Here is a 22,712-nt window from a genome sequence, read left to right as displayed (position 1 = left end):
CCCACCAGGTGGCATATATAGCCCCCACCAGGCACAATGCCCGGCTACAAACGAAATTTCCTCACATTGTGGGCTCGTCGGGCAGCAGGGCCTTCTCATCCGGCTTGTGGACCAGCACCTCGTCGATGTACGACTTCACCGCCGCGCTCAGCCCCACATCGCTGCCCGCCGCCTCCGACAGGTACCACCGGTGGTCGAGCACCTCGTGGAACACCTGCGCCGTGTCGAGCTTGCGGCGCAGGTCGGCCGGGATCGCCTCTATCGTCGGCTGGAAGGCCTCGGCGAGCCACCGGTGCGCCACGATCGCCTCGTCCTCGTGCCGCAGGCCCTTGGCGACGCGGAAGCCGTCCAGGTCGTTGAGCAGCCTGCGGGCCTGGTTCTCCTCCACGTCCAGGCCGGTCAGGCGGAGCAGGCGTCGCTGGTGGTGTCCCGCGTCGACCACCTTGGGCCGCACGATCAGCCGCCCGGTGCCGACCTTGCGGCGCACCATCATCTCGGCCACGTCGAAACCGAGCAGGTTGAGCCGCCGGATACGCTGCTCGACCTTGTGCCAGTCGACCTCTTCGATGATCTCGTCCTGGGTGATCTCGCTCCACAGCCGGTGGTAGCGGGTGACGATGTCCTCGGCCGTCTCCATCGGATCGATCGACGGGTGCAGCAGGCCACCGGTCTCCAGGTCGAGCATCTCGCCGAAGATGTTGACGTGCGCGGTCTCGATGTCGGCCAGCCGCTGGCCCTCGCTGATCATCGGGTGCATCTCGCCGGTCTCGGCGTCCACCAGGTACGCGGCGAACGCGCCCGCGTCCCGGCGGAAGAGTGTGTTCGACAGTGAGCAGTCGCCCCAGTAGAAGCCGTTGAGATGCAGGCGCACCAGCAGCACGGCCAGCGCGTCGAGCAGCCTGGTCAGCGTGTCGGGGCGCAGCGTGCCGGACATCACCGCCCGGTAGGGCAGCGAGAACTGCAGGTGCCGGGTGATCAGCGCGGCGTCCAGGCCCTCGTCGCGGCCGGTGACGTAGGCGACCGGCTCCACCGACGGGGCATCCAGCCTGGCCAGGTCCCAGAGCAGCTGGTACTCGCGCTTGGCGTACCTCTCGCTGATCTCCTTGATCGCGTAGACCTTGCCGGACAGGCGGGCGAAGCGGACCACGTGCCGCGAGATGCCGCGGGGCAGGTCGACCAGATGGTGCTGCGGCCACTCGGCGAGAGGGGTCTCCCAGGGCAGCCGGATCAGGTCGGGGTCACCCAGCGCGCCGGTGATCTGTAGGGGCATTTCATCAGGATATGGTGCGATCCGTGGACGAGTTTCTCTCCTGGTACTTCACCAACCACCCCATCCTCGCCAACCACCTCGGCGCCGACGGATACGACCACACGCTCGGCGACTTCTCCGCCGCCGGGCTGATCGCCGTCGAAGACGAAGAGCGCCGCTGGATCACCCGCCTGTCCGAGCTGGAGCCCCCGACCCTCGACGACGCGATCGATCGCGACCTCGTCCTGTCGCAGCTGCGCGGCTCCGTCGCGATGGCGCAGTGGCCGGCGTGGCGGCGCGACCCCGCGTTCTACGTGGCCCTCGTGTTCACCTCCCTGAACACGCCGTTCCAGCAGAAGCTCAAGCCCGAGCACGAACTGGTCGCCGCCGCCATCTCGCGGCTGGCCGAGATCCCCGGCGTCCTGGCCGACTGCCGCGCCAACCTCGACCCCACGATCGCCGCGCCGCTGCTCATCCAGCGCGGACTCGGCCAGGCCCGTACCGGCCGCCGCTTCCTCACCTCCACGCTCCCGTCGCTGGTCGACGACCCCGACCTGCGCGCCAAGCTGGCCGCCGCGGCCGAACCCGCCGCCGACGCCTTCGACCAGCTCGTCACCTTCCTCGACGGCTTCGAGTGCGGCGGCACCTGGCGTATGGGCGAACAGCTCTACACCGTCCTCCTGCGCGAGCGCGAGCTCCTCGGGTACGGCGCCGCCGACCTCCACACCAAGGGCGAACACGAGTGGGCCGCCCTCGACACCCGCATGCGCGAGGTGGCCCAGCGCGTCAACGGCACCGAAGACTGGCGCGCCGCCATGGAATCCCTCATGGACGACCACCCGCCCACCCTCGAAGCCATGCGCGCCGAATACGAGGCCGAGACCCAGCGGGCCCGCGAATTCGTCCGCGACCGCGACCTCGTCACCTTCCCCGAAGGGGAGGAGTGCAAGGTGCTGCCCTCGGCCGAGTACACGCGCCCCATCCTCGCGGTGGCCCACTACCTCGCCCCGCCGCCCCTCAGCACCTCCCGCACCGGCATCTTCTACGTGCCCTACACCCCCGACGACTTCACCGACGAGCAGATACGGCAGCGCCTGCGCACCAACGCCCGCGCCCAGATGCCGTCGATCGCGGTCCACGAGGCCTACCCGGGACACCACTGGCACCTGTCGCACATCGCCGAGAGCCGCCGGACGGTCAGGAAGGTGTTCCGCACGCCGTACTTCACCGAGGGGTGGGCCCTGTACGTCGAGAAGATGCTGCACGAGCAGGGCTACTTCGACACGCCCGCCACCGAACTGGCCCACCTGGACTGCCGCATCTTCCGCGCCGCCCGCATCGTCGTGGACACGGCGCTGCACTGCGGGGACATGACGATCGAACAGGCCGAGACCTTCATGGCCACGCGGGCGTCGTTGTCGCCGGGGACGGCGCAGGGGGAGGTCAACCGGTACTGCGCCTGGCCCACGCAGGCGCCTTCGTACCTGACGGGCGCCATCGAGATCGACCGCATCCGGGAGTCCTACCCGGGCACCCTCAAGTCGTTCCACGACCGCCTGGCCGGCTCCGGCGGCCTCCCCCTCGGCCTGGCCGAAAAGGCCCTGACCCACCCCTGACCCCGAGCCCCCAACCCCGCAGACCCGGGCTCCCACCCCTCCGGACCGCTGCCCTCCTGGAGCCCCGGGGCGCCCGATCCCGTGGGCTCCCGCCCTTCCGGGCTCCAACCCCCGCAAGCCTCCGCACGCCGGGCGTCGCGGGCTCTCGCGACTCCGGGCCTCGCGGCTCCCGCACGCCTGGGCCGCTGCCCTCCGGGAGCCTCGGGGCCCCGGTCCCGAGCCTCCGGGCCTCGCGGCTCCCGCCCTTCCGGCCTGAGCCTGCGCCTCCCAGGGGCCTCGGCTCTTGGCCTGTGGCCCTTCGCGTCTCCTGGTCCCGTCCGCGGGCTTCCCTTCCGGTGTTCTCCCCAAGCTCCGGCTACCGGGGGACCCCGGACCACGAAGGGTGGTCAGGGGGTGCGGCGGGGGAAGGTGGGTGGGTTGAAGGAGCGGTCGATCACCGCGGCCAGCTGGTCCTCGGTCAGCACCGTAGGCTTCCCGATCGACAACCCACGCACGTACACCTCACACAACCACTCAAGCAGCCGACCAGCCTCGAACGCCTGCTCCACCGTGCCGCCGATCGTCACCCCGCCATGGTTGGCCAGCAACGCCGCCTGCTTGCCCTCCATGGCCAGCCTGACGTTCGCCGCCAGCTCAGGCGTCCCATACGTGGCGTACTCGGCCACCCGCACCACCCCGCCCAGCATGAGCGCGTTGTAATGCACCGGAGGCAGTTCGGTCATCGTGGTGGCCACCACCGTCCCGAACACCGAGTGCGTGTGCACGATGGCCCGCGCCGACGTGGTGGCGTAGACGGCGAGGTGCATCGGGGTCTCGGACGACGGCTGGAGGTCGCCCTCCACCAGGTACCCGTCCATGTCGACGACCGGGCACGCCTCCGCGGTGAGCCGGTCGAGCTGGACCCCGGACGGTGTCACCGCGACGAGGTCGCCTTCCCTGGCGCTCAGGTTCCCGGATGAGCCGATGACCAGGCCCTGGTCGACGGCGCGCCGGCCGTACTCGCACATCTGTTGTCTGAGCTCGGCCAGCAGCATGCCGGACAATCTATCGCGAACCGGTCAGGGGATCAGGCGGCGGCCGGGCGCGGTCGCCGCGCCGTGGGCGGTGTGGATGATCTCCGTGGCGAACCCGACGCATTCGCCGCAGATCCGCACGCCCGGCCCGTTGACCATCGCCCGCCCTGGATCCACGCAGCCGCAGAACGAGCAGGCCGAAACGTCCCGCTTGCCGAGCTTCCGTCCGCGTCGTCCGGGCCGGGGAGGGGGCGGGATGAGGTCGTTGAGCTCCTTCTTGATCCGCGCGGGGTCGACGCCGAGATCGTCCAGGACGCGCCGCGCCGACGAACCGGGATCCATGGCCAGGATCCACAGCAGGTGCTGGGTGCGGGTCAGGTTCTGCCCCCTGCTCGCGGCGAGGCGGCGGGCGCGCATCACGTTGTCGTACGCCTCGCCGTCCCCCACCACGCCCCCACGCGGCGCGAGCAGCCGCGCGGCCGATTCGCGGATCCCTTCCCTGGTCACCCCCACCCGGTCGAGCACACTCGCGGCGACCCCCACCTCCAGCAGCCCGAGCAGCAGATGCTGGGTGCCGGGCACGCTTCCCTCCGCGTCCGCGAGGGCCTGCGCGACCTCGACGCACACCGACAGCCGCGGCGCGACCGGCGCCGGTTCGGCCGCGGGCCCGCCGCTCACCTCCAGCCTCGGCGCGAACCGCTGGCGAGCGGCCTGCTTGCTGATGCCGAGCCGTTCGCCGATGTCGGTCCAGGAGAGCCCGGCGGTGCGGGCGGCGTCGACGTAGTGGTCGACCATGCCATCGGCGGCGGCGCCCGCCAGCGCCGCGTAGGCGATGGCGGCTTCGAGTTGTGCCAGAGGCTCCGGCGAGGCGGCCCGCTCGGCCACCGCCTCGATCATGGCCTGGGTGTTCAGCGCGTGGCTGTCCATGCCGACAATGCTAAGTTGTCGACGCCCATTCGACAACCCTAACTTGTCGCGAGTCCGTCGATCGCCACCCTCATGAGCCGTTCAAGGTCCGCATCCCGCAGCCGGCCGGGATACAGCAGCAGATGCACACTCAACCCGTCGACCAGGGCGAGCAGATGCTCGGTGGCATCATCGAGGTCCGCCTCCGCGCGTACCTCTCCCGCCGCCCGAGCCTCGACCAGCAGTCCGTGTACGGCGGCGCGCAACTCACCCGCCTCCTCCCGCTGCACCTCGGCCAGTTCTTCCGACGCCAGACTCCGGCTCCAGAAGCTGACCTCCAGCCGGGTCTCCTCGGTGCGCTCCGCGTCGAGCGGAAGGTTGTCCAGCAACACCTCCCGCAAGGCCGCGAGCCCGCCGAGCTCGCCGACCTTGGCGGTCAGCCGCTCCCGGATCCGCCGATGCGACTCCCGCAACGCCGACAGCAGGATCTCGTCCTTGTCGGCGAAGTAATGGGACAGAACACCATTGGAGAGCCCCGCCTCCTTGGCGATGGCGCGGGTGGTGGCCGCGTCGATGCCATCCCGCACGATGACCCTGCTGGCGGCGGTCAGCACGTCGCGCCGGCGCTCGTCGTGGTCCACGATCTTCGGCATGCGGGCATTGTATTGACTTTTTAGTCGGACGTCTGTCTACTAACGCGGTATGACGGTCGTCACAGTCGGCGTGCACATCGTCGACATCCTCACCCGCCCCGTGGAACACATCCCCCCGGGCCAGGACACCGTGCTCGTCGACCAGATCCGCCTCACCGCCGCGGGCGCCGCCGCCGGCACTGCCGTGGACCTGGCCAAACTCGGCAACCAGGTGATCTCCCTGGGTGCCATAGGCGACGACGAGCTCGGCGACTTCCTCCTCATGGTCATGGGCCGGCACGGCGTGAACGTCTCCCACATCCGCCGCCGCCCCGGCGAACAGACCGCCGCCTCCATCCTCCCCATCCGCCCCGACGGCGGCCGTCCCAGCTTCCACGTCCCCGGCGCCAACCTCTCGGTCACCCCCGCCGACGTGGACCCCGACATCCTGCGTACGGCCAAGGCCGTCCACCTGGGCGGCGTAGACGTGACCTTCGGCCTGGGCGACCCCGCGTTCTTCGCTCTCCTGGACACACTGCGCGCCGCCGGAACCATCATCACCATGGACCTCCTCTCGGAGATGCCCGACCTCCTGGCCATGGCAAAGGCGTTCCTCCCGCACGTCGACTACGTCCTCCCGAACGAGTCCCAGGCCCTCCTCATGACCGGCGCCCCAACCCTGGAAGAGGCCGCCGCAGCCCTGCTGGCCGAGGGCCCGAAGGCCGTCCTGATCACCATGGGCGAGAAGGGCAGCCGCATCCACACCACCCCCGTGGCCGGAGGCCCGGTGACCGTGGAGGTGGTACCAGCCCTGAAAGCCGAGGTCAGCGACACAACCGGCTGCGGCGACGCGTACTGCGCCGGCTTCATCACCGGCCTCCTGCACGGCCAGACCGTCCTGACCGCCGCCCACTGGGGCACAGCCGCCGCCGCCCGCGTCGCAACCGGCCTGGGCTCCGACGCCGGCATCACCGACCTCCCCTCCACCTTGACCCTCCTAACCACCCCGACCTAACACCCCACCCCACTCCAACCACCCGCCCCACTCCAACCACCCGCCCCATCCCAACCACCCGCCCCATCCCAACCACCCGCCCCACCCCAACCACCCGCCCCACCCCAACCACCCGCCCCACCCCAACCACCCGCCCCACCCCCATGCACCACCTCACCCACCACCCGTCCACGCCACCGCTACCCGTCGCCCCGACCACCCCGCCGGACCATCCCGGCGACGCCACCTCGACCCGCCACTGCCCGCTCCTGTGGCCCACGACCGCACTGCCCACCCCCACTTGCCGCCCCAGGCAGCTGGCCCGATCAGCCCACCTCGACCCGCCACCACAACCCCACAGTTCGCCCCACGGCCGGGACGCGCCACCCGGCAGATGCCGCCCGAGAGGTGCGCCACCCGAGGAGCGCGGCATTCAGGACGCGCGAGACCCGAGACGTGCGGTACCCAGATCGTGCGGTACCCGGGACGTGTGGCTTGGAGGGGTGACTCCTGGGGGGCGACGCCGGAAGGAATTGAGATGACAGATAGCGAACTTCGTCAGCGCGCTAACAAGGTTGTGCCGGGCGGGATGTATGGGCATCTCAACGCTGCCATCTTCGCGCCGGGCTACCCGCAGTTCTTTGAGCGCGGGGATGGGTGTCGGCAGTGGGATGTGGACGGGCGGGAGTACATCGACTTCATGTGCAGTTGGGGGCCGGTGGTGCTTGGGCATCGGCATCCCGAGGTGGAGGAGGCGGCGGCCGCTCAGCTGGCCAAGGGGGACTGTCTCAACGGGCCGGGCGCGGTCATGGTCGAGCTGGCGGAGTTGCTGGTCGACACCGTGCCCAGCGCTGATTGGGCGATGTTCTCCAAGAACGGCACCGATGCCACTACCCAGGCGTTGATGGTGGCCAGGGCGGCCACGGGGCGGAACAAGGTGCTGATGGCCCATGGCGCCTACCACGGGGCCGATCCCTGGTGTACGCCGTCGCCGGCCGGGACCACGCCCAATGAGCGGGCCGATCTCGTGGAGTTCGCCTACAACTCGCTGGCCGGCCTGGAGGAGGCCGCGGCCACGGTTGAGGGGGATGTGGCGGCGATCATCGTGACGCCGTTCAAGCACGACTCGTTCGAGGATCAGGAGCTCGTGGAGCCGGCGTTCGCGCGGGGTGCGCGGGCGCTGGCCGATCGGCTCGGGGCCGCGCTGGTGATCGACGACGTTCGGGCGGGGTTCCGGATCGATCTGCGCGGGTCTTGGGAGCCGTACGGCGTGCGGCCCGACCTGACCGCCTGGTCCAAGGCGATGGCCAACGGCTATCCGATCGCCGCGGTCACCGGCACGGACGCACTGCGCGGGCCGGCGCAGACCCTGTACTCGACCGGCTCCTTCTGGTTCTCCGCCGTGGCCATGGCCGCCGCCAAGGCCACGATCGAGACCCTGCGCGACACGAACGGCATCGCCGCCATGGAGAAGGCCGGCACCCAACTGCGTGAAGGCCTGTACGCGCAGGCCAAGTCCCACGGGTTCACGGTGAAGCAGACGGGGCCGGTGACGATTCCCTGGTTGAGCTTCGAGGGTGACGCCGATCTGTCGGTGGCCATGCATTGGAGTTCGGCGTGCTTGCGGCATGGGGTGTACATCCATCCGTGGCACAACTGGTTCATGTCCGCCGCCCACACGGAGGCCGACGTGGCCCGCGCCCTGGAAGGCACCGACGCCGCCTTCGCCGAAACCCGCGCTCACCTCGGCTGACACCGGCGAACGACCAGGCGACGCCTCCCCTCGCGCGGGGGCCGCCTCAGGGCATCGGGACCCGCGCCCAGGGAGGCCCGTGATGGAGCGGTCCCTGGGCGATCCGTGCTGCCAGGCAGTGCAATGCCTCGGTGTGCGGGTGTGCGGGTGTGCGGGTGTGCGGGTGTGCGGGTGTGCGGGTGTGCGGGTGCGCGGGTGTGCGGGTGTGCGGGTGTGCGGGTGTGCGGGTGTGCGGGTGTTGACCGCGCAGAGAGGGCTGGTTCCGTCGAGGGAGTGGGGCGGCGCGAGGTGGCCGTAGGAGTTGGGCGGTGCGATGTGGCCGAGGTAGGGGCGTGCGTGCGATGCGGCTGGGGGTGGAGCAGCGTGATGTGGCCGTGAGGGTGTAGGGCGGTGCGATGTGGCCGAGGTAGGGGCGTGCGTGCGATGCGGCTGGGGGTGGAGCAGCGTGATGTGGCCGTGAGGGTGTAGGGCGGCGCGAGGCGGCCGAGGTAGGGGCGTGCGTGCGATGCGGCTGGGGGTGGAGCAGCGTGATGTGGCCGTGAGGGTGTAGGCGCGCGAACTGGCCGGGGTAGGGCGTGGGTTGTGGTGGAGGCCGGGTTGGACGGCGTACCGGATGAAGGGCGCCGCGCCTGAGGCGGTGCGGCGCGGTCGGGTGAGGAGGGTGGGCTACAGGGGGATGGCGGCGGCGGTTTGGCGCCAGATCCGGCCGTCTCGGATGATCAGGGTGCCGTAGGCGCTGACCTGGTTGTTGTTCACCGTCATGACGGCGTTGTAGAAGATGGTGTCGTTCACGGCCTGGAGGGCTTTGATCTCCGCCACCTGGGGCTTGAGCGCCAGGTAGGCGGTGAAGAAGGCGCGGATCTCCTCGGGGCCCGTTGCCACGTGGTCCAGGCGGACGATCATGGCGTCCTCGTGGTACTGGGCGAGGATGGCCTCCAGGTCGCCGTCGGCGATGGCCGTCAGCTGGCGGGTGAAGAGGTCTTCGATCATTGTGCGTCTCCGGTGACGGGGCGGGCCAGCAGGTACGCGACCTGACCGGCGCCGAGGAGCAGGACGAACAGGAGCACAGCGGTCACCGGGAGCCACGAGAACACGAGGATCAGCCCGGCGCTCGCGGCGCGGACGGTGGAGGAACGGCGGTCGCCGGAGCAGAGGTGTTGCAGGCCGAGTGCCGCCAGTACGAGCGCGGCGGGGATGCCCACCGACCAGCCGGACGATCCCGGATCGGCCAGGGCGTGCTCCACCCCGATGCCGAACGCGGCCAGCCCGAGCGCGAGCGGCAGGTGCGAATACACCCATACCTGCCCGGCCAGCCGCGTGCGCAGGACGACGGACTCGTCGAGGTGCCCGAAGTACAGCCACCAGAAGGCCATCGCCACCGCGATCCCGCTCAGCGCGATCAGGACGCTGCCCGGCGTCACGGCGTGGCTCTTGAGGCCGAACACGACCGCCGCCACGACCTCGCCCAGGACGATCACGACGAACAGTCCGAACCGCTCGGGGAGGTGTTCCGTCTGCGGCGGCAGTGAGCCTTGATGGCGTCGCGCGAGGAACGGCGTCGCCAGGTCGATGGCCACGGCGACGCCCCACAGGACGTACCGGATCGGCGGCTCGAACGCCAGCGACAGCAGCCAGATCGCCGCCGCGATCGCGAAGCCCTGGATGTAGCGGGTGGTGAGCGCGCGGGCCTCGGGGACGTGCTTGCGCGCCCTGATGTAGGCGACGATGAGCAGCAGGCGTACGACGACGTACGACACGGCGAACAACGCCGACCGGTTGCCGATGTCGCCGACGCTGGCCGCCATGAGGGCGATCGCGAGGATCTGCGGCAGCATGAGCAGGCGGTGGCTGACATCGTCGGTGTCGAAGCGGTTGGCGTAGAAGACATAGCCCGCCCAGGCCCACCAGAGCGGGACGAACAGGCCGACGAAGGCCAGGCCGTTTCCGTGGGCCAGTACGTCGGCGAGCTCCGCGACGGCCACGACGAACACGAGGTCGTACAGGAGTTCCAGCCAGGTGGCGCGCCTGTGGTCACCCTCGAAAAGCCTTAAGCGGGGCGGCTGCCACCGGCGTTCAGACATTCTTCAAGCCCTTCGACGTAATTGTGTAAGCATCCTAGGGCCATAGCCGACAAGTCCGCCCAGACCTGGGCACGGGAGTGGGGCGCTTCAGCGGGCGTGCGCGAAAGGCCGAGCGCGAAGGGAGCGGCGGCGCGAAACGGGCGGCGCGCGCGGGTGAGCGGGGCGAGGCGAAGCGAAGCGCGCGGCGAGGGCGGGGCACGCAGCGATGCGGACGTGGTGGCGACGTGAAGCGGCGTTGCGAGGGAGAGCGGGTGGCGCGGCGCTCACAGCTGAATGAGCGGCGCCGCCTCCCGGGGAGGGGCGGGGCCGGGGGAGGGGTGAGGCTAGTTGAGGGTGAGGCAGGCTACTCGGGGGCCTGCGGTGCCCGCTGACGGTCCCGTGCTGGTGGTCGTCTGGGCGTGGATGACCAGGGCGCGGGGGAGATGGCCCGGCTCCAGGGCCCAGTCGTTGCGGGCTGTCGCGCGCCCCGTGCCCTCGGCGTCCGTGGTGAGGTCGAGCCACACCTCGTTCGCCGCACTGGCGCTCTTCCCGTGGTGCTGGAAGTGGGGCCCGGCGTCGTCGGGCTTGGCGCCGCACGGGTTGGTGTGCAGGTGCGCGCCGTACGCACGCTTGGGCAGCAGCCCCTCCACGACCAGCGACGACGTTGTCCTGCCGCCGATCGACTCGGCGGTCAGGCTGGCCTGTGACCCGGCGGGGGCGAGCGCGCGGTCGTAGGCGATGGCCGCGGTGTTGGCGTCGGTGAAGCGGCCGGCGCCCTTGAGCGTCACGGCGGCGGCGGGTGACGGGGCCGCCGCGGGGGTGGCGGACTGCGTGCAGCCCGCGGCCAGCAGCGGCACGAACAACGACAGAAGGATGGCGGGCCGGCGCATGCTCTCTCCCCGGAGTGACGGGCTGTGGGCCCGCCAACTCTAGCGAGTGATCGGGCGCCTACGCTCCGTGTTTTGCCGCGATGTCGTCGATGATGGCCGCCAGCCGGTGGTCGAGGTCGGTCAGGCCGCCCGCGTCGTGCGTGGTCAGGACCAGGTGGAGGGTACGCCACCGGATGTCGATGTCGGGATGGTGGTTCATCTCCTCGGCCTTGACCGCGATCTCGTCGACGATGCGGATGGCCGTGGGGAAGTCCGGCGCGGTGATCGTGCGCCGGAGTTCCTCACCTTCGCGGGTCCACTCACTCATGAGGGCAACGTTACTTCAAGGCTCCCGCGCCGAGCCCGGACTGGATCTGGCGCTGGAAGATGATGTAGACGATCAGCACCGGGATGATCGCCAGGTTCATGGCGGCGAACAGGGCAGGCCAGTCGGCCTCATAGCCGGCGATGGTGGAGATGTCGGCGATGCCCTGCGTGATGACCCATTTCGAACGGTCGGCCGGCACGAGCGCGAGCGGCAGCAGGTACTGGTTCCACTGGCCCAGCACGTTGAAGATGGTGATGCTGATCAGGCCGGGCTTGGCCATCGGCAGCATGACCTGGAAGAACGTGCGGGTGTGCGAGGCCCCGTCGATCTTCGCCGCTTCCGCTACCGCCTCGGGCAGCGTACGGAAGAAGGCGGCCAGGAAGAACACGGTGAAGGGCAGCGAGTAGGCGATGTAGACGATGATCAGGCCGAGATAGGAGTTGAGCAGCCCGACCTGCTTCACCACGAAGAACAGCGGGGTGATCGCCAGGAACACCGGGAACGCCATGCCGGAGACGAACAGCAGGTAGATGAGCTTGCTGCCGACGAACTTGTAGCGGGCCAGCACGTACGCGGCCATCGAGCCGAACAACATCGTGCCGAGCGTGCTGAAGAACACGACGATCACCGTGTTGATCATGTACTGCCCGACGTGGGCCTTCTCCCAGGCACGGGCCCAGTTGTCCCAGCGGGCCGCGCCGGGGAACTGGAGCGCGTCGCCGAAGATCTCGGTGTTGTCCTTGAACGCGGCCAGGAACGTCCACAGGAGCGGCAGGATGATCAGCAGCGCCCAGACGGCGAGCGCGACGTGCGACAGGCCGCTCAGGGCGCTGGGCTTCGGCTTGTTTCGCATGTCAGAGTCCTCTTGCGGAGCGATGACGGATGGATGCGTGTCGCTTCGGATCCATCACATCTCGATCTTCTCGCGCCGGGTGACGCGCAGGGTCAGCACCGCGAAGGTGACCGTCAGGAAGAACAGCGCCACGCCCATCGCGGAGGCGTACCCGACCTTGCTGTAGGAGAAGGCGGTCTTGAAGATCTCCACGGGGAGCACGGTGGTGGCGCCGTCGGGGCCGCCGGCGTCCAGGGTGAGCACCTGGACCAGGGCGAAGCAGTCGAAGGCGGCGATGCCCAGGTAGACCCAGCCGACCTGGATCGTGTCACGCAGCAGCGGCAGCGTGATGCGGAAGAAGAGGGTGAACCGGCCGGCCCCGTCGAGCGCGGCGGCCTCGAAGTAGTCCTTCGGGATGGCCGACATGCCCGCGGAGAACAGCACCACGTAGAAGCCGACCGCCTGCCAGACCATGACCGCGATGAGCGACCAGAGGGCCAGGTTCGGGTCGCTCATCCAGCCGATCGGCTCGCCGCCCAGTTTCATGACGGCGCCGTTGATCACGCCGCTCTCGTCGGGGCGGTAGATCGCCTTCCAGAGCACGCCGACGATGGCGACGGCCAGAACCTGGGGCGCGAAGAACACGACCTTGTAGAAGGTCGAGCCCCACACGCCCCGCATGCCGGCCCCGCGCGAGCCGCCGCCCAGATTGAGCAGGAAGGCGAAGACCAGCGCGAGGGCGAGCACGACGAGCGGCATCACAAGCAGGACGATCCCGTGGGTCCGCAGGGCGTTCCAGAAGACCTCGTCGTTGAAGAGTCTGGTGAAGTTCTCAAACCCGACGAAGGCGGGGTTCGCCTGGTAGCCGTTCCAGCTCGTCAGCGAGAGCTGAAAAGCCTGGATGTACGGACTGATCACGAAGACTACGTAAAGCGTCACCGGGACGGCGAGAAATCCCAGGACGAAACCGTACTTGCGAAGCCGCTCCATCGAGTTACGCGTTCCTGGTCTGCTTGGCGACGGAGGAGTCGGCCTTGATGTCGTCGGCCTTCTTCTGGACCTTGTCCAGGAACTCGTCGACGGTCATCCGGCCGCCCATGAGGATGTTCTGCTGCGCCCAGGCGTAGTCGAACAGCTCCTTGTACCAGCCCTCGAAGCGCGCGGAGGTGATGAGGCTCTGACCGGCGGCGGTCTGCACCTTGTTGGCCGAGGCCAGGCCCGGGGGCAGGTCGACGCCCTCGGCGGAGCCGTTCACGATGGTGAGGCTCTTGGTCTGCTGGACGAAGCCCTTCGCGCCCTCCTTGGAGAGCATGATGCGCAGGTACTCCAGCGCGCCCTGCGGGTTCTTGCCCTTCGCGGTGGCGAAGAAGACCTCGCCGGTGCCGACCTGGATGGCGCCGTAGGGCATCGTGTCGTTGGCGGTGACGGTGGGGAACGGCGCGAGGGCGTACTCGAAGGTGTCGGGCTTGTCCTTGGCCATCTCACCTTCCAGCCAGGAGCCGGTCGGGTAGAACAGGAACTTGTCCTGCAGGTGCTTGATCTGGGTCTGGGTGTGGTCCAGGCCGAGGTAGGACTTGTCGCTGTACTTCGTGAAGATCTCGTGCCAGGCGGTCACGGACGCCTTGAACGCCTCCGACTTCCAGGCGTTGTCCACCAGGTTGTCGATGTCGATGATGGCCTGGTTGCCGCCGATCTTCGCGGCCTGGTAGAGCATGTTCCACAGCATGTAGTACGGGCCCTTCTGGCCCGGGTAGGCGAACAGGTGGATGCCCTTGGCCTTGGCCTTGTCGCCCAGCGCCTTGAACTCGTCGAGGGTCTGCGGGAGCGTCCAGCCCTCCTTCTCGAAGAGCTTGCTGTTGTACCAGAGCCCGCGGTGGGACACGACGTAGTTGAGCGTCATGTCCTTGCCGTTGAGCTTGCCCTCCTCGAGCGCGGCCGGGGTGACGGTGTCACGGACCTTCTTGCCCGGGTCGTCGAGCGCCGGGGCGTCCCAGAGCGGGCCCAGGTCGGCGACGTGGCCCTCGGCGGCGAGCGCGGCCACGTCCATGGCCTCGGGGCCGGAGTTGTTGACGACGTCGGGCGCGTCGCCGGCCAGGAAGCGCGGGCGCAGCATGGTGCCGACGTTCTGGGTGCCGGTGTGCTTGATGGAGACGCCGGCGAAGGACTTGGTGTACATCGCCTCGTGGACGAGCTTGGCGTAGTCGTCCTTGAAGCCGCCGGTGAAGATGACGACCTCGAGGCCCTTCTTGGCGTCGACGCCGAAGGGGTTCTTCGGGTCGGAGCCGGCGCTGGAGGCGGGTGCGGGGGCGGAGGCGGACGGAGCCGCCGTGCCGCCGGTGGCGCAGGCTGAGAGCAGGCCCACCCCGGGGCCGGCGACGAACGCGGTCAGGCCGATCCGGCGCAGCAGCTGGCGCCGTGTGATCTCTCCCGGGTGGGACATACGGATCTCTCCTGAAGGGGATCAATTAGGAAAGTTTCCTAAACGTTTTGCCGAACGTACGAATGTCCGGTGACTCCCGTCAAGAGGGCGCAATCGACCCGTGACCTTGTGAGGCGCTTCCGTGACCCCTTGCCTAGAATCGTGTTCTAGAACAAGGTGATGCCCATGATTGAGGAGTACGCGGACCGAATCTGGAACGGCGAGTCGGACGACAGCATCGTGGACACGGGCATGGACGGCAAGGGCGTCCAGCCGATCGCGGACGGGCTCGGGTGGTGGCCGGGCTTCGGAAACGTGATCACCTTCGAGACCGAGGGCGAACTGGTCCTCTTCGACACCAGCAGCCCCTTCTCGGCTGCCCAGCTCCACACCGACGTACGCGCCTGGTCGAAGGCCCCGCTGACCACGGCTTTCTACTCTCACGGCCACATCGACCACGTCTTCGGCACCGCGCCCTTCGAGGAGTCCGGACCCCGCGCGACGATCTACGCCCACAAAGCAGTTGTAGCCCGTTTCCACCGCTACGTGCTGACGAACGGCTACAACGCGATCATCAACCAGCGCCAGTTCCAGGCCCCGAACCTGCGCTGGCCCATGGACTACCGTCACCCCGACGTCACCTTCGACGACTCTCTGACGGTACGGCGCGGCAGCCTCACCTTCGACCTTTTCCACGCAAAGGGTGAGACCGACGACGCGAGCGTCTGCTACGTCCCGGAACACAAGCTCCTGCTGCCCGGCGACCTGTTCATCTGGGTCACCCCGAACTGCGGCAATCCGCAGAAGGTCCAGCGCTACCCGCGCGAGTGGGTCCACGCCCTGCGCCGCATGGCGGCCCTGGACGCCGAGATCATGCTCCCGAGCCACGGCGCGCCCGTCTTCGGCCGCGACCGCGTCCGCACGGCGCTCCTGGAGACGGCGGAATGGCTGGAGTCCCTGGTCACCCAGGCGCTCGGCCTCCTCAACGCCGGCGCCCGCCTGGACGAGATCATGCACACGGTACGCCCGCCGGCGCACCTGTCCGACCGGCCGTACCTGCGTGCCCGCTACGACGAGCCCGAGTTCGTGGTCAGGAACCTCTGGCGGCTGTACGGCGGCTGGTACGACGGCAACCCCGCCACCCTGAAGCCCGCCCCGGACGCCACCGTGGCCGCGGCGGTCGCCGGGCTGGCCGGCGGCGCCTCGGTGCTGGCCGACGCCGCGCTGAAGGCCCTGGGCGAGGGTGACGAGCGCCTGGCCGGCCACTTGGCCGAGATGGCCGCACTGGCCGCCCCCGGCGACCCGGGCGTGCACCGGGTCCGCGCCGAGGTCTTCGCCGCCAGGGCGGCGGGCGAACAGTCGCTGATGGCCAGAAGCGTCTTCGCGTGGGCGGCCGCGGAATCGGAGAAGCGGGCCGGATGAGGTCAGGCGTGTTCGGCCGGGATGACGCCCAGCTTGCCCGCCTGGTAGTCCTCGAAGGCCTGAACCAGCTCGGCCCGCGTGTTCATGACGAACGGCCCGTAGTGCGCCACCGGCTCCCCGATGGGCTCGCCGCCCAGGACGATCACCTCAAGCGCCGAACGCGGCGCCGCGGTGAGCGTGATCGCCTCACCCGAGGTGGCCATTCCGGGCCGGTTGCCGAACCCGTCGAACACCGCCAGTTGCCCGCTGCCGAACGCCGTCTTCTCCGTCCCGGCGCTGCCGTTCCCTGACAGCGCGTACGCGAGGGCGTTGAAGTCCTTGCGCCACGGCAGCGTCAGGCGCGCGCCGGGGCTGAGCGAGGCGTGCAGCAGCGTGATGGGCGTCTGGGTGGAGCCGGGCCCGGCGTGCCCGCCCAGGTCGCCGGCGATCAGGCGCACCAGCGCGCCGCCGTCGTCGCTGCTGAGCAGGACGACGCTGGACCTGCCGATGTCCTGGTAGCGGGGGGCGATCATCTTCTTGGACCCGGGGAGGTTGACCCAGAGCTGGATGCCGTGGAAGAGGCCGCCCTTCTGGACGAGCCACTCCGGCGGCGCCTCCTTGTGCAGGATGCCGGCGCCGGCCGTCATCCACTGGGTGTCGCCGTTGGTGATCGTGCCGCCGCCGCCGTTGGAGTCGAGGTGGTCCATGACTCCGTCGATCATGTACGTGACGGTCTCGAAGCCGCGGTGCGGGTGCCACGGGGTGCCCTTGGGCTCGCCGGCGGCGTAGTCGACCTCGCCCATCTGGTCCATCATGACGAACGGGTCGAGGTACTGCGGCTTGATGGCGGCCAGGGCCTTGTGGACGGGGAAGCCCTCGCCCTCGAAGCCGGTGGGCGCGGTCTCGACCGCCAGCACCTTGCGCTGCGGACCGGTGTGGGCCGGGATGCGCGGGAGGGTGAGCGGGTTCTCGACGGTTACGGCGGGCATGTCGGGCTCCTTCCTGCGGTGTCTGCAGGGCCTAACCCAGTTTATCTTTCAACTATTCCGGGTCTAAGCGGAGGGGATGCGGGACATCATGCGTTCCATCCCGTTCACCCAGTTGTCGCGCAGCGCCTCGGTCGCCTTGTCGAGGTGCCCGGCCATGAGCAGTTCGGCCACCTCGCAGTGCTCGGCCGCCTCGCGCTCCAGGGGGGCGTCGTCGCCGGCGATCAGGTGGGCGTAGCGCCGCATGCCGGCCTTGACGCTGGTGATCAGGTCCAGCAGCCGTTCGTTCTGGCAGCCGCTCAGCAGCAGGTCGTGCCACTCGTCGTCGTGCCGTTCTATGATCTGCTGCTCGGCGACCGGGTCGGGGAAGTCGCGCGCCAGCCGTAGCAGCTCGGGAGCGATCTTGCGCAGGTAGCCGGGGTCGGAGGTCTCCAGCGCCAGTGACTCCAGGGCGGCGACGATCTCGCACAGCTCCCTGAACTCCCTCTTGCTCACCGGTGCGAACCGGAAGCCCCTGCCTTGGGAGCTCTCCAGCACGCCCTCGCCCGCGAGTGTGATGAGCGCCTCACGCAGGGGAGTACGGCTGACGCCGAGCTCGCCCGCCAGCGCCGCCTCGTTGATGTCCGTGCCCGCGGAAAAGTCGCCGCGATCGAGCCTTCTCAAGAGCTCGTCCCTGATCTGCTCGCGCAGTGGTCGCCGCTCGATCGGCATGGCACTCCTTCGGTGTGATCTTCCCTGATCAGCGTAGCGCTTGACGTGATGCAAAATACTGCACTATGAATTCTGTGTACAAAATAGTACACAGCACAAGAGGAGTAAGCGTGGGGCTGACCCGGGTGCCGGGGTTGCTGTTCGGAGGGGACTACAACCCCGAGCAGTGGCCCGAGGAGGTCTGGGCCGAGGACATGCGTCTGATGGCCGAGGCCGGCGTGAACATGGCCACCGTCGCCGTGTTCTCGTGGTCGCGGCTGGAGCCGAGGCGGGGCGAGTACGACTTCGGCTGGCTCGACCGCGTCCTCGACCTCCTGCACGAGCACGGGATCGCCGCCGACCTGGCCACCGCGACCGCCACCCCGCCGCCGTGGCTGGTGCGCGAGCACCCCTCGGTGATGCCGGTGAGCGCCGACGGCGTGCGTCTGGAGTTCGGCTCCCGGCAGGGCTACTGCCCCAGCTCCCCGGTCTTCAAGGACCACGTCGTACGGCTGGCCGAGGCGATGGCCGAGCGCTACAAGGACCACCCGGCCCTGGCCATGTGGCACATCGGCAACGAGTACGCCGACCACACACTCGAATGCTTCTGCGAGGAGTCGGCCCGGCACTTCCGCCGCTGGCTCGCCGAGCGCTACAAGGACGCCGACGGCCTCAACGCCGCCTGGGGCACGTCCTGCTGGGGCCAGCACTACACCGACCTGGCCCAGGTCGAGCCGCCCCGCACCGCCCCCGGCCCGGTCAACCCCGCACAGCTCCTCGACTGGCGCCGCTTCTGCAGCGACGCCCTGCTGGAGCTCTTCGAGGCCGAGAAGGCCGTGCTGCGCCGGGTGACCCCCGAGGTCAAGGTCACCACGAACTTCATGAGCATCCTGCACGGCCTGGACTACTGGAAGTGGGCCGCCGCCGAGGACCTCGTCAGCGACGACGCCTACCCCGACCCCGCCGACCCGCGCTCGCACGTGGCCGTGGCCCTCAGCTACGACCTCATGCGCTCGCTGAAGCGGCAGCCGTGGCTGCTGCTGGAGTCGGCCCCGAGCGCCGTGTCGTGGCGCGAGGTCAACGCGCCCAAGCCGCCCGGCATGATGCGCCTGCACAGCCTGCAGGCGCTGGCCCACGGCTCCGACGGCGTCATGTTCTTCCAGTGGCGCCAGGCCAAGTACGGCCCGGAGAAGTTCCACTCCGCGATGCTCCCGCACGGCGGCACCGACACCCGGGGCTGGCAGGACACCCTGCGCCTGGGCGCGGACCTGCGCAGGCTCGGCGAGGTCGCCGGCTCCCACAGCGACGCCGAGGTAGCCCTGGTCCTCGACTGGGACAGCTGGTGGGGCCTGGAGGCGCCCGAGTCGATGCCGTCCAACCGGCTCAAGCTCAAGGACCTCCTGCTGGCCTGGTACGCGCCGCTGCACGCGCGCGGCATCGCCGTGGACCTCACGCCGCCCGGCCGGGACCTGTCCGGCTACAAGCTGGTGATCGCGCCCAACCTCTACCTCGCCGGTGACGAGCTCGCGGCGTACCGGGGAGAGCTGGTCGTGGGGCCGTTCAGCGGCGTAGTCGACGCCAACGACCAGGTGCACGACGGCGGCGCGCCGGGACCGCTGCGCGAGCTGCTCGGCGTGGCCGTGGACGAGTGGTGGCCGCTGCCCGACGGCGTCCGCCAGCCCGTGGAGGGCGGCAGCGCGCACACGTGGGCGGAGTGGCTGCGGCCGATCGACGCCGAGGTGCTCGCCCGCTACCAGGGCGGCGACCTCGACGGGCGGCCCGCGATCACCCGCAAGGGCCGGGCCACCTACCTGAGCTGCCTGCTCGACGACGTGACGCCGATCCTCGACGACGTGCTCGCCCGCGCGGGCGTCCGCGGCGTCGAGGTTCCCGAGGGGGTGGAGGCCGTGCGGAGGGGCGCGTACCTCTTCCTGCTCAACCACACCGCCGAGACCCGGCGGGTCACGCTCCCGCACCGCGGCGAGGACCTGCTCACCCAGACCAACCTCCACGGCGAGATCGAGCTCGCCCCCCGAGACGCCATCGTGTTGAAGGAGATCCGTTGACACACCCCTATATCCCGAACACCGAGCCGGGTGTCAGGGCCGAGATGCTGGCCGCCGTCGGCGCGCGGAGCGTCGAGGAGTTCTATGCCGACATCCCGGCCGAGCTCCGCCTGAACCGTCCCCTCGACCTGCCCGCGCCGCTGGTGGCCGAGCAGGACCTGGTGCGCCACATGGAGGGCCTGTTCGCCAAGAACGTGGCCGGGCTGAGCTTCCTCGGGCACGGCAGCTACGCGCACTACGTCCCGGCCGTCTGCGACGAGGTCAACTCCCGCAGCGAGTTCCTCACCGCCTACGCCGGCGAGCCGTACGAGGACCACGGGCGTTTCCAGGCCCTGTTCGAGTACGTGAGCATGATGGGCGAGCTGCTCGAGATGGACGTGGTCAACGTCCCCACCTACGACGGCTACCAGGCGTCCGGCACCGCCATCCGCATGGCCTGCCGCTACACCGGCCGGCCCAAGGTCCTGCTCAGCGGCGCCATCGCCGCCGACAAGCTGAGCAAGCTGCGTGACTTCCTCGGCCACGACATCGAGATGGTCTTCGCGCCGGTCGCCGCCAACGGCGAGATCGGCGAGGTCGCGATCGACGACACCTTCGGCGCGATCTACCTGGAGACCCCCAACGTCTACGGCGTGGTCGAGACCCGGGGCAAGGAACTGGCCGACCTGGCGCACGCCAACGGCGCGCTGCTGGTCGTCAGCGCCGACCCGATCTCCCTCGGCGTCCTCGCGCCCCCGGCCGCCTACGGCGCCGACATCGCCTGCGGCGACATCCAGCCGCTCGGCATGCACCCGGGCTTCGGCGGCGGCCACGCCGGCTACATCGCCACCCAGGACCACGAGCCGCTGGTCGCGGAGTTCCCCTCGCGCCTGTTCGGCATCGCGCCGACGAAGGTCCCCGGCGAGTACGGCTTCGGCGACGTCTACTACGACCGCACCTCCTTCGCCCACCGCGAAGAGGGCAAGGAATGGGTGGGTACGGCCGCCGCCCTGTGGGGCATCACGGCCGGTGTCTATCTGGCGCTCATGGGCCCGGAGGGCATGAAGGAGCTCGGGGAGACGATCCTGTCGCGCACCCGCTACGCCATGGACGCCCTGGGCCGGCACGTCACCGTGCGCCACAAGGACGCCGTGCACTTCCGCGAGTTCGCGATCGAGGTGCCCTCGTCCGGCGCGCTCCTGGACGGGCTGCGGGACAAGGGGATCTTCGGCGGCGTCGCCCTCGACGACCGCACGGTGCTCGTGTGCGTGACCGAGTGCCACTCCACCGACGACATCGACCGGCTCGCAGCGGCCGTCAAGGAGGTTCTGGGCGCATGAGCGGTCACGGAGAGTCGTTCGCCGAGCTGCCGGTGGCGCCGAAGCCGCCGCTGCGCCGCTTCCACCAGGCCCGGTGGGACGAGCCGATCATCTTCGAGCTCTCGCACCCTGGACGGCGCGGCATCGCCGTGCCCAAGGCTGAGGGGCCCGCGGTGGAGCTGCCCGCGTCGGTGCGTCGGGAGCACGCGCCGAAGCTGCCCGAGATGTCGCAGCTGCACGTGCTGCGGCACTATCTGCGGCTGTCGCAGGAGAACCTGGGCTTCGACCTCAACATCGACGTCGGCCAGGGCACCTGCACGATGAAGTACAGCCCCAAGGTCAACGACCTGTTCGCCAAGGCGACCGGGCCGCTCCACCCGCACCAGCACGAGGACACCGTGCAGGGCGTGCTGGAGATCTACTGGCGCATGGAGCGGATGCTGGCGGAGATCTCGGGGATGTCCCGGGTCTCGCTGCAGCCGGGCTCGGGGTCGGCGGCGATCTACGCCAACATCGCGATGATCCGCGCCTACCACGCCGCCAACGGCGGTGAGGGCCGCGACCAGGTCATCACCACGATGTTCTCGCACCCGTCCAACGCGGCCTGCGCCAAGACCGCCGGGTACGAGGTCATCACGCTGATGCCGGACGCCGAGGGCCTGCCGGACATCGAGGCGCTGAAGGCGGCCATCGGCCCGCGCACCGCCGCGCTGATGATCACCAACCCCGAGGACACGGGCGTCTTCAACCCGCGGATCAAGGAGTTCGTGGACCTGGTCCACTCGGTGGGCGGCCTGGCCTGCTACGACCAGGCCAACGCCAACGGCATCCTGGGCATCACCCGGGCGCGTGACGTCGGTTTCGACCTGTGCCACTTCAACCTGCACAAGACGTTCTCCACCCCGCACGCCTGCGGCGGACCGGCGGCGGGCGCCTGTGGCGTCTCGTCCGCGCTGGAGCCGTTCCTGCCCGAGCCGACCGTCGACCGGGTTGAATCCGACACTACTGAATTCGACGGCACTGAGCGTTTTGTGCTGAAATATCCGGAAAAGTCCGTTGGCAAGATCCGCCCGTTCCTCGGCGTCACCCCGAACGTCGTCCGGGCCTACGCATGGATCATGTCGCTGGGCGCGGAAGGGCTCCGTCAGGTCGCCGAGACCGCGGTGCTCAACAACAACTACCTCATGCACAAGATCCTCCAGATTCCCGGCGCCTCCGTCCCATGGAACAGTCGCCACGTCGAGCAGGCCCGCTACTCCTGGCAGCAGTTGTCGGAGGAGACCGGCGTGCACTCGGAGGAGATCGGCGTGCGCGCCGCCGACTTCGGCGTCCACTACTGGACCTCGCACCACCCCTACCTGGTGCCCGAGCCCTTCACGCTGGAGCCGACCGAGTCCTACGCCAAGGAGGACCTCGACGAGTACGCCGCGATCCTGGCCCACGTCGCCGATGAGGCGCGCCGGGATCCGGAGTTCGTCAAGGGCGCGCCGTACAACCAGACGATCCACAAGATCGACATGACGTCGCTGGACGACCCCAAGCAGTGGGCGCCCACCTGGCGCGCCTACGTCCGCAAGCACCTGCAGGGCCGGGACTGAGC

General features: G+C 69.5%; 20 protein-coding genes. 7 read left to right on the top strand and 13 right to left on the bottom strand.

What is annotated here, in order from left to right:
- Nucleotides 1-61: 61 nt before the first annotated feature.
- Entirely contained in the window at nt 62-1,270 is a 1,209-nt protein-coding gene (locus ACIBI5_RS08350; protein WP_379610413.1) for a DUF4032 domain-containing protein, read from the bottom strand.
- 23 nt (nt 1,271-1,293) lie between these two features.
- On the opposite strand from ACIBI5_RS08350, the gene ACIBI5_RS08345 reads away from it, so the two are divergent.
- Complete coding sequence (locus ACIBI5_RS08345; RefSeq protein WP_397244528.1) at nt 1,294-2,865, top strand: DUF885 domain-containing protein; 1,572 nt, start codon at nt 1,294-1,296, stop codon at nt 2,863-2,865.
- Nucleotides 2,866-3,251: 386 nt separating this feature from the next.
- Here ACIBI5_RS08345 and ACIBI5_RS08340 read toward each other — a convergent pair whose 3' ends face one another.
- The 3 genes from ACIBI5_RS08340 to ACIBI5_RS08330 are packed head-to-tail and all read right to left on the bottom strand — an operon-like array spanning nt 3,252 to nt 5,437.
- Entirely contained in the window at nt 3,252-3,899 is a 648-nt protein-coding gene (locus ACIBI5_RS08340) for a class II aldolase/adducin family protein (protein WP_397244526.1), read from the bottom strand.
- A 24-nt stretch (nt 3,900-3,923) separates the two neighbouring features.
- Nucleotides 3,924-4,805 (bottom strand): Clp protease N-terminal domain-containing protein, encoded by an 882-nt coding sequence (locus ACIBI5_RS08335; RefSeq protein WP_397244523.1) that lies wholly within the window; start codon nt 4,803-4,805, stop codon nt 3,924-3,926.
- A 38-nt stretch (nt 4,806-4,843) separates the two neighbouring features.
- The gene (locus ACIBI5_RS08330) at nt 4,844-5,437 is read right to left on the bottom strand and encodes a TetR/AcrR family transcriptional regulator (RefSeq protein WP_397244520.1); all 594 of its coding nucleotides are present in this window, start codon (nt 5,435-5,437) and stop codon (nt 4,844-4,846) included.
- Nucleotides 5,438-5,486: 49 nt separating this feature from the next.
- On the opposite strand from ACIBI5_RS08330, the gene ACIBI5_RS08325 reads away from it, so the two are divergent.
- Both ACIBI5_RS08325 and ACIBI5_RS08320 read left to right on the top strand, forming a co-directional pair.
- The gene (locus ACIBI5_RS08325; protein WP_397244519.1) at nt 5,487-6,431 is read left to right on the top strand and encodes a carbohydrate kinase family protein; all 945 of its coding nucleotides are present in this window, start codon (nt 5,487-5,489) and stop codon (nt 6,429-6,431) included.
- A 517-nt stretch (nt 6,432-6,948) separates the two neighbouring features.
- On the top strand, nt 6,949-8,163 hold the full coding sequence (locus ACIBI5_RS08320) for an aminotransferase class III-fold pyridoxal phosphate-dependent enzyme (protein WP_397244516.1): 1,215 nt from the start codon (nt 6,949-6,951) through the stop codon (nt 8,161-8,163).
- Between the two features lie 666 nt (nt 8,164-8,829).
- Here the strand turns inward: ACIBI5_RS08320 and ACIBI5_RS08315 are convergent.
- The 7 genes from ACIBI5_RS08315 to ngcE all read right to left on the bottom strand — a co-directional run bounded on the left by ACIBI5_RS08315 (nt 8,830) and on the right by ngcE (nt 14,692).
- Nucleotides 8,830-9,153, bottom strand: coding sequence for a nuclear transport factor 2 family protein (locus tag ACIBI5_RS08315; protein WP_397244514.1), 324 nt, complete (start codon nt 9,151-9,153; stop codon nt 8,830-8,832).
- Nucleotides 9,150-10,244, bottom strand: coding sequence for a low temperature requirement protein A (locus tag ACIBI5_RS08310; protein ID WP_397244512.1), 1,095 nt, complete (start codon nt 10,242-10,244; stop codon nt 9,150-9,152). Before ACIBI5_RS08310 ends, ACIBI5_RS08315 begins: the two co-directional genes overlap by 4 nt.
- A gap of 323 nt (nt 10,245-10,567) precedes the next feature.
- Nucleotides 10,568-11,113, bottom strand: a complete 546-nt coding sequence (locus tag ACIBI5_RS08305; protein ID WP_397244510.1) for a superoxide dismutase family protein — start codon at nt 11,111-11,113, stop codon at nt 10,568-10,570.
- Between the two features lie 58 nt (nt 11,114-11,171).
- Complete coding sequence (locus tag ACIBI5_RS08300; protein WP_397244508.1) at nt 11,172-11,420, bottom strand: 4a-hydroxytetrahydrobiopterin dehydratase; 249 nt, start codon at nt 11,418-11,420, stop codon at nt 11,172-11,174.
- A gap of 10 nt (nt 11,421-11,430) precedes the next feature.
- The gene (locus ACIBI5_RS08295; protein WP_184960098.1) at nt 11,431-12,273 is read right to left on the bottom strand and encodes a carbohydrate ABC transporter permease; all 843 of its coding nucleotides are present in this window, start codon (nt 12,271-12,273) and stop codon (nt 11,431-11,433) included.
- Nucleotides 12,274-12,327: 54 nt separating this feature from the next.
- Complete coding sequence (locus ACIBI5_RS08290) at nt 12,328-13,170, bottom strand: carbohydrate ABC transporter permease (RefSeq protein ID WP_397244506.1); 843 nt, start codon at nt 13,168-13,170, stop codon at nt 12,328-12,330.
- A 76-nt stretch (nt 13,171-13,246) separates the two neighbouring features.
- Nucleotides 13,247-14,692: an N-acetylglucosamine/diacetylchitobiose ABC transporter substrate-binding protein gene (gene ngcE, locus ACIBI5_RS08285; RefSeq protein ID WP_397244504.1), complete on the bottom strand. Its 1,446-nt coding sequence runs from the start codon at nt 14,690-14,692 to the stop codon at nt 13,247-13,249.
- Between the two features lie 165 nt (nt 14,693-14,857).
- On the opposite strand from ngcE, the gene ACIBI5_RS08280 reads away from it, so the two are divergent.
- Nucleotides 14,858-16,093: an alkyl sulfatase dimerization domain-containing protein gene (locus tag ACIBI5_RS08280; protein WP_397244502.1), complete on the top strand. Its 1,236-nt coding sequence runs from the start codon at nt 14,858-14,860 to the stop codon at nt 16,091-16,093.
- 2 nt (nt 16,094-16,095) lie between these two features.
- Here the strand turns inward: ACIBI5_RS08280 and ACIBI5_RS08275 are convergent, their stop codons facing one another.
- Nucleotides 16,096-17,061, bottom strand: a complete 966-nt coding sequence (locus tag ACIBI5_RS08275; protein WP_397244500.1) for a pirin family protein — start codon at nt 17,059-17,061, stop codon at nt 16,096-16,098.
- Nucleotides 17,062-17,124: 63 nt separating this feature from the next.
- Nucleotides 17,125-17,769 carry a GntR family transcriptional regulator gene (locus tag ACIBI5_RS08270; protein WP_184960088.1) on the bottom strand — a complete coding sequence of 215 codons (645 nt, stop codon included), beginning with the start codon at nt 17,767-17,769 and terminating at the stop codon, nt 17,125-17,127.
- Between the two features lie 110 nt (nt 17,770-17,879).
- Here ACIBI5_RS08270 and ACIBI5_RS08265 point away from each other — a divergent pair, with 110 nt between their 5' ends.
- The 3 genes from ACIBI5_RS08265 to gcvPB are packed head-to-tail and all read left to right on the top strand — an operon-like array spanning nt 17,880 to nt 22,710.
- Nucleotides 17,880-19,814, top strand: a complete 1,935-nt coding sequence (locus ACIBI5_RS08265; RefSeq protein WP_397244498.1) for a beta-galactosidase — start codon at nt 17,880-17,882, stop codon at nt 19,812-19,814.
- Nucleotides 19,811-21,133 (top strand): aminomethyl-transferring glycine dehydrogenase subunit GcvPA, encoded by a 1,323-nt coding sequence (gene gcvPA, locus ACIBI5_RS08260; protein ID WP_397244496.1) that lies wholly within the window; start codon nt 19,811-19,813, stop codon nt 21,131-21,133. Before ACIBI5_RS08265 ends, gcvPA begins: the two co-directional genes overlap by 4 nt.
- Nucleotides 21,130-22,710 carry an aminomethyl-transferring glycine dehydrogenase subunit GcvPB gene (gene gcvPB / locus ACIBI5_RS08255; RefSeq protein ID WP_397244494.1) on the top strand — a complete coding sequence of 527 codons (1,581 nt, stop codon included), beginning with the start codon at nt 21,130-21,132 and terminating at the stop codon, nt 22,708-22,710. The genes gcvPA and gcvPB overlap by 4 nt, the downstream gene beginning before the upstream one ends.
- Nucleotides 22,711-22,712: the final 2 nt, after the last annotated feature.

Origin of the sequence: Nonomuraea sp. NPDC050540, from assembly GCF_044457485.1 — a bacterium.
Classification (GTDB): Bacteria; Actinomycetota; Actinomycetes; order Streptosporangiales; family Streptosporangiaceae; genus Nonomuraea.
This window is presented reverse-complemented; position numbering and strand designations above follow the sequence as displayed.

What these genes read in the sequence shown, in the direction of transcription:
- ACIBI5_RS08295 (WP_184960098.1), bottom strand. Translation starts at nt 12,273, where the DNA reads ATGCGAAACAAGCCGAAGCCCAGCGCCCTGAGCGGCCTGTCGCACGTC.
- ACIBI5_RS08330 (WP_397244520.1), bottom strand. Translation starts at nt 5,437, where the DNA reads ATGCCGAAGATCGTGGACCACGACGAGCGCCGGCGCGACGTGCTGACC.
- ACIBI5_RS08310 (WP_397244512.1), bottom strand. Translation starts at nt 10,244, where the DNA reads ATGTCTGAACGCCGGTGGCAGCCGCCCCGCTTAAGGCTTTTCGAGGGT.
- ACIBI5_RS08340 (WP_397244526.1), bottom strand. Translation starts at nt 3,899, where the DNA reads ATGCTGCTGGCCGAGCTCAGACAACAGATGTGCGAGTACGGCCGGCGC.
- ACIBI5_RS08305 (WP_397244510.1), bottom strand. Translation starts at nt 11,113, where the DNA reads ATGCGCCGGCCCGCCATCCTTCTGTCGTTGTTCGTGCCGCTGCTGGCC.
- ACIBI5_RS08275 (WP_397244500.1), bottom strand. Translation starts at nt 17,061, where the DNA reads ATGCCCGCCGTAACCGTCGAGAACCCGCTCACCCTCCCGCGCATCCCG.
- gcvPB (WP_397244494.1), top strand. Translation starts at nt 21,130, where the DNA reads ATGAGCGGTCACGGAGAGTCGTTCGCCGAGCTGCCGGTGGCGCCGAAG.
- ACIBI5_RS08270 (WP_184960088.1), bottom strand. Translation starts at nt 17,769, where the DNA reads ATGCCGATCGAGCGGCGACCACTGCGCGAGCAGATCAGGGACGAGCTC.
- ACIBI5_RS08325 (WP_397244519.1), top strand. Translation starts at nt 5,487, where the DNA reads ATGACGGTCGTCACAGTCGGCGTGCACATCGTCGACATCCTCACCCGC.
- ACIBI5_RS08280 (WP_397244502.1), top strand. Translation starts at nt 14,858, where the DNA reads ATGATTGAGGAGTACGCGGACCGAATCTGGAACGGCGAGTCGGACGAC.
- ngcE (WP_397244504.1), bottom strand. Translation starts at nt 14,692, where the DNA reads ATGTCCCACCCGGGAGAGATCACACGGCGCCAGCTGCTGCGCCGGATC.
- ACIBI5_RS08320 (WP_397244516.1), top strand. Translation starts at nt 6,949, where the DNA reads ATGACAGATAGCGAACTTCGTCAGCGCGCTAACAAGGTTGTGCCGGGC.
- ACIBI5_RS08350 (WP_379610413.1), bottom strand. Translation starts at nt 1,270, where the DNA reads ATGCCCCTACAGATCACCGGCGCGCTGGGTGACCCCGACCTGATCCGG.
- ACIBI5_RS08300 (WP_397244508.1), bottom strand. Translation starts at nt 11,420, where the DNA reads ATGAGTGAGTGGACCCGCGAAGGTGAGGAACTCCGGCGCACGATCACC.
- ACIBI5_RS08335 (WP_397244523.1), bottom strand. Translation starts at nt 4,805, where the DNA reads ATGGACAGCCACGCGCTGAACACCCAGGCCATGATCGAGGCGGTGGCC.
- ACIBI5_RS08315 (WP_397244514.1), bottom strand. Translation starts at nt 9,153, where the DNA reads ATGATCGAAGACCTCTTCACCCGCCAGCTGACGGCCATCGCCGACGGC.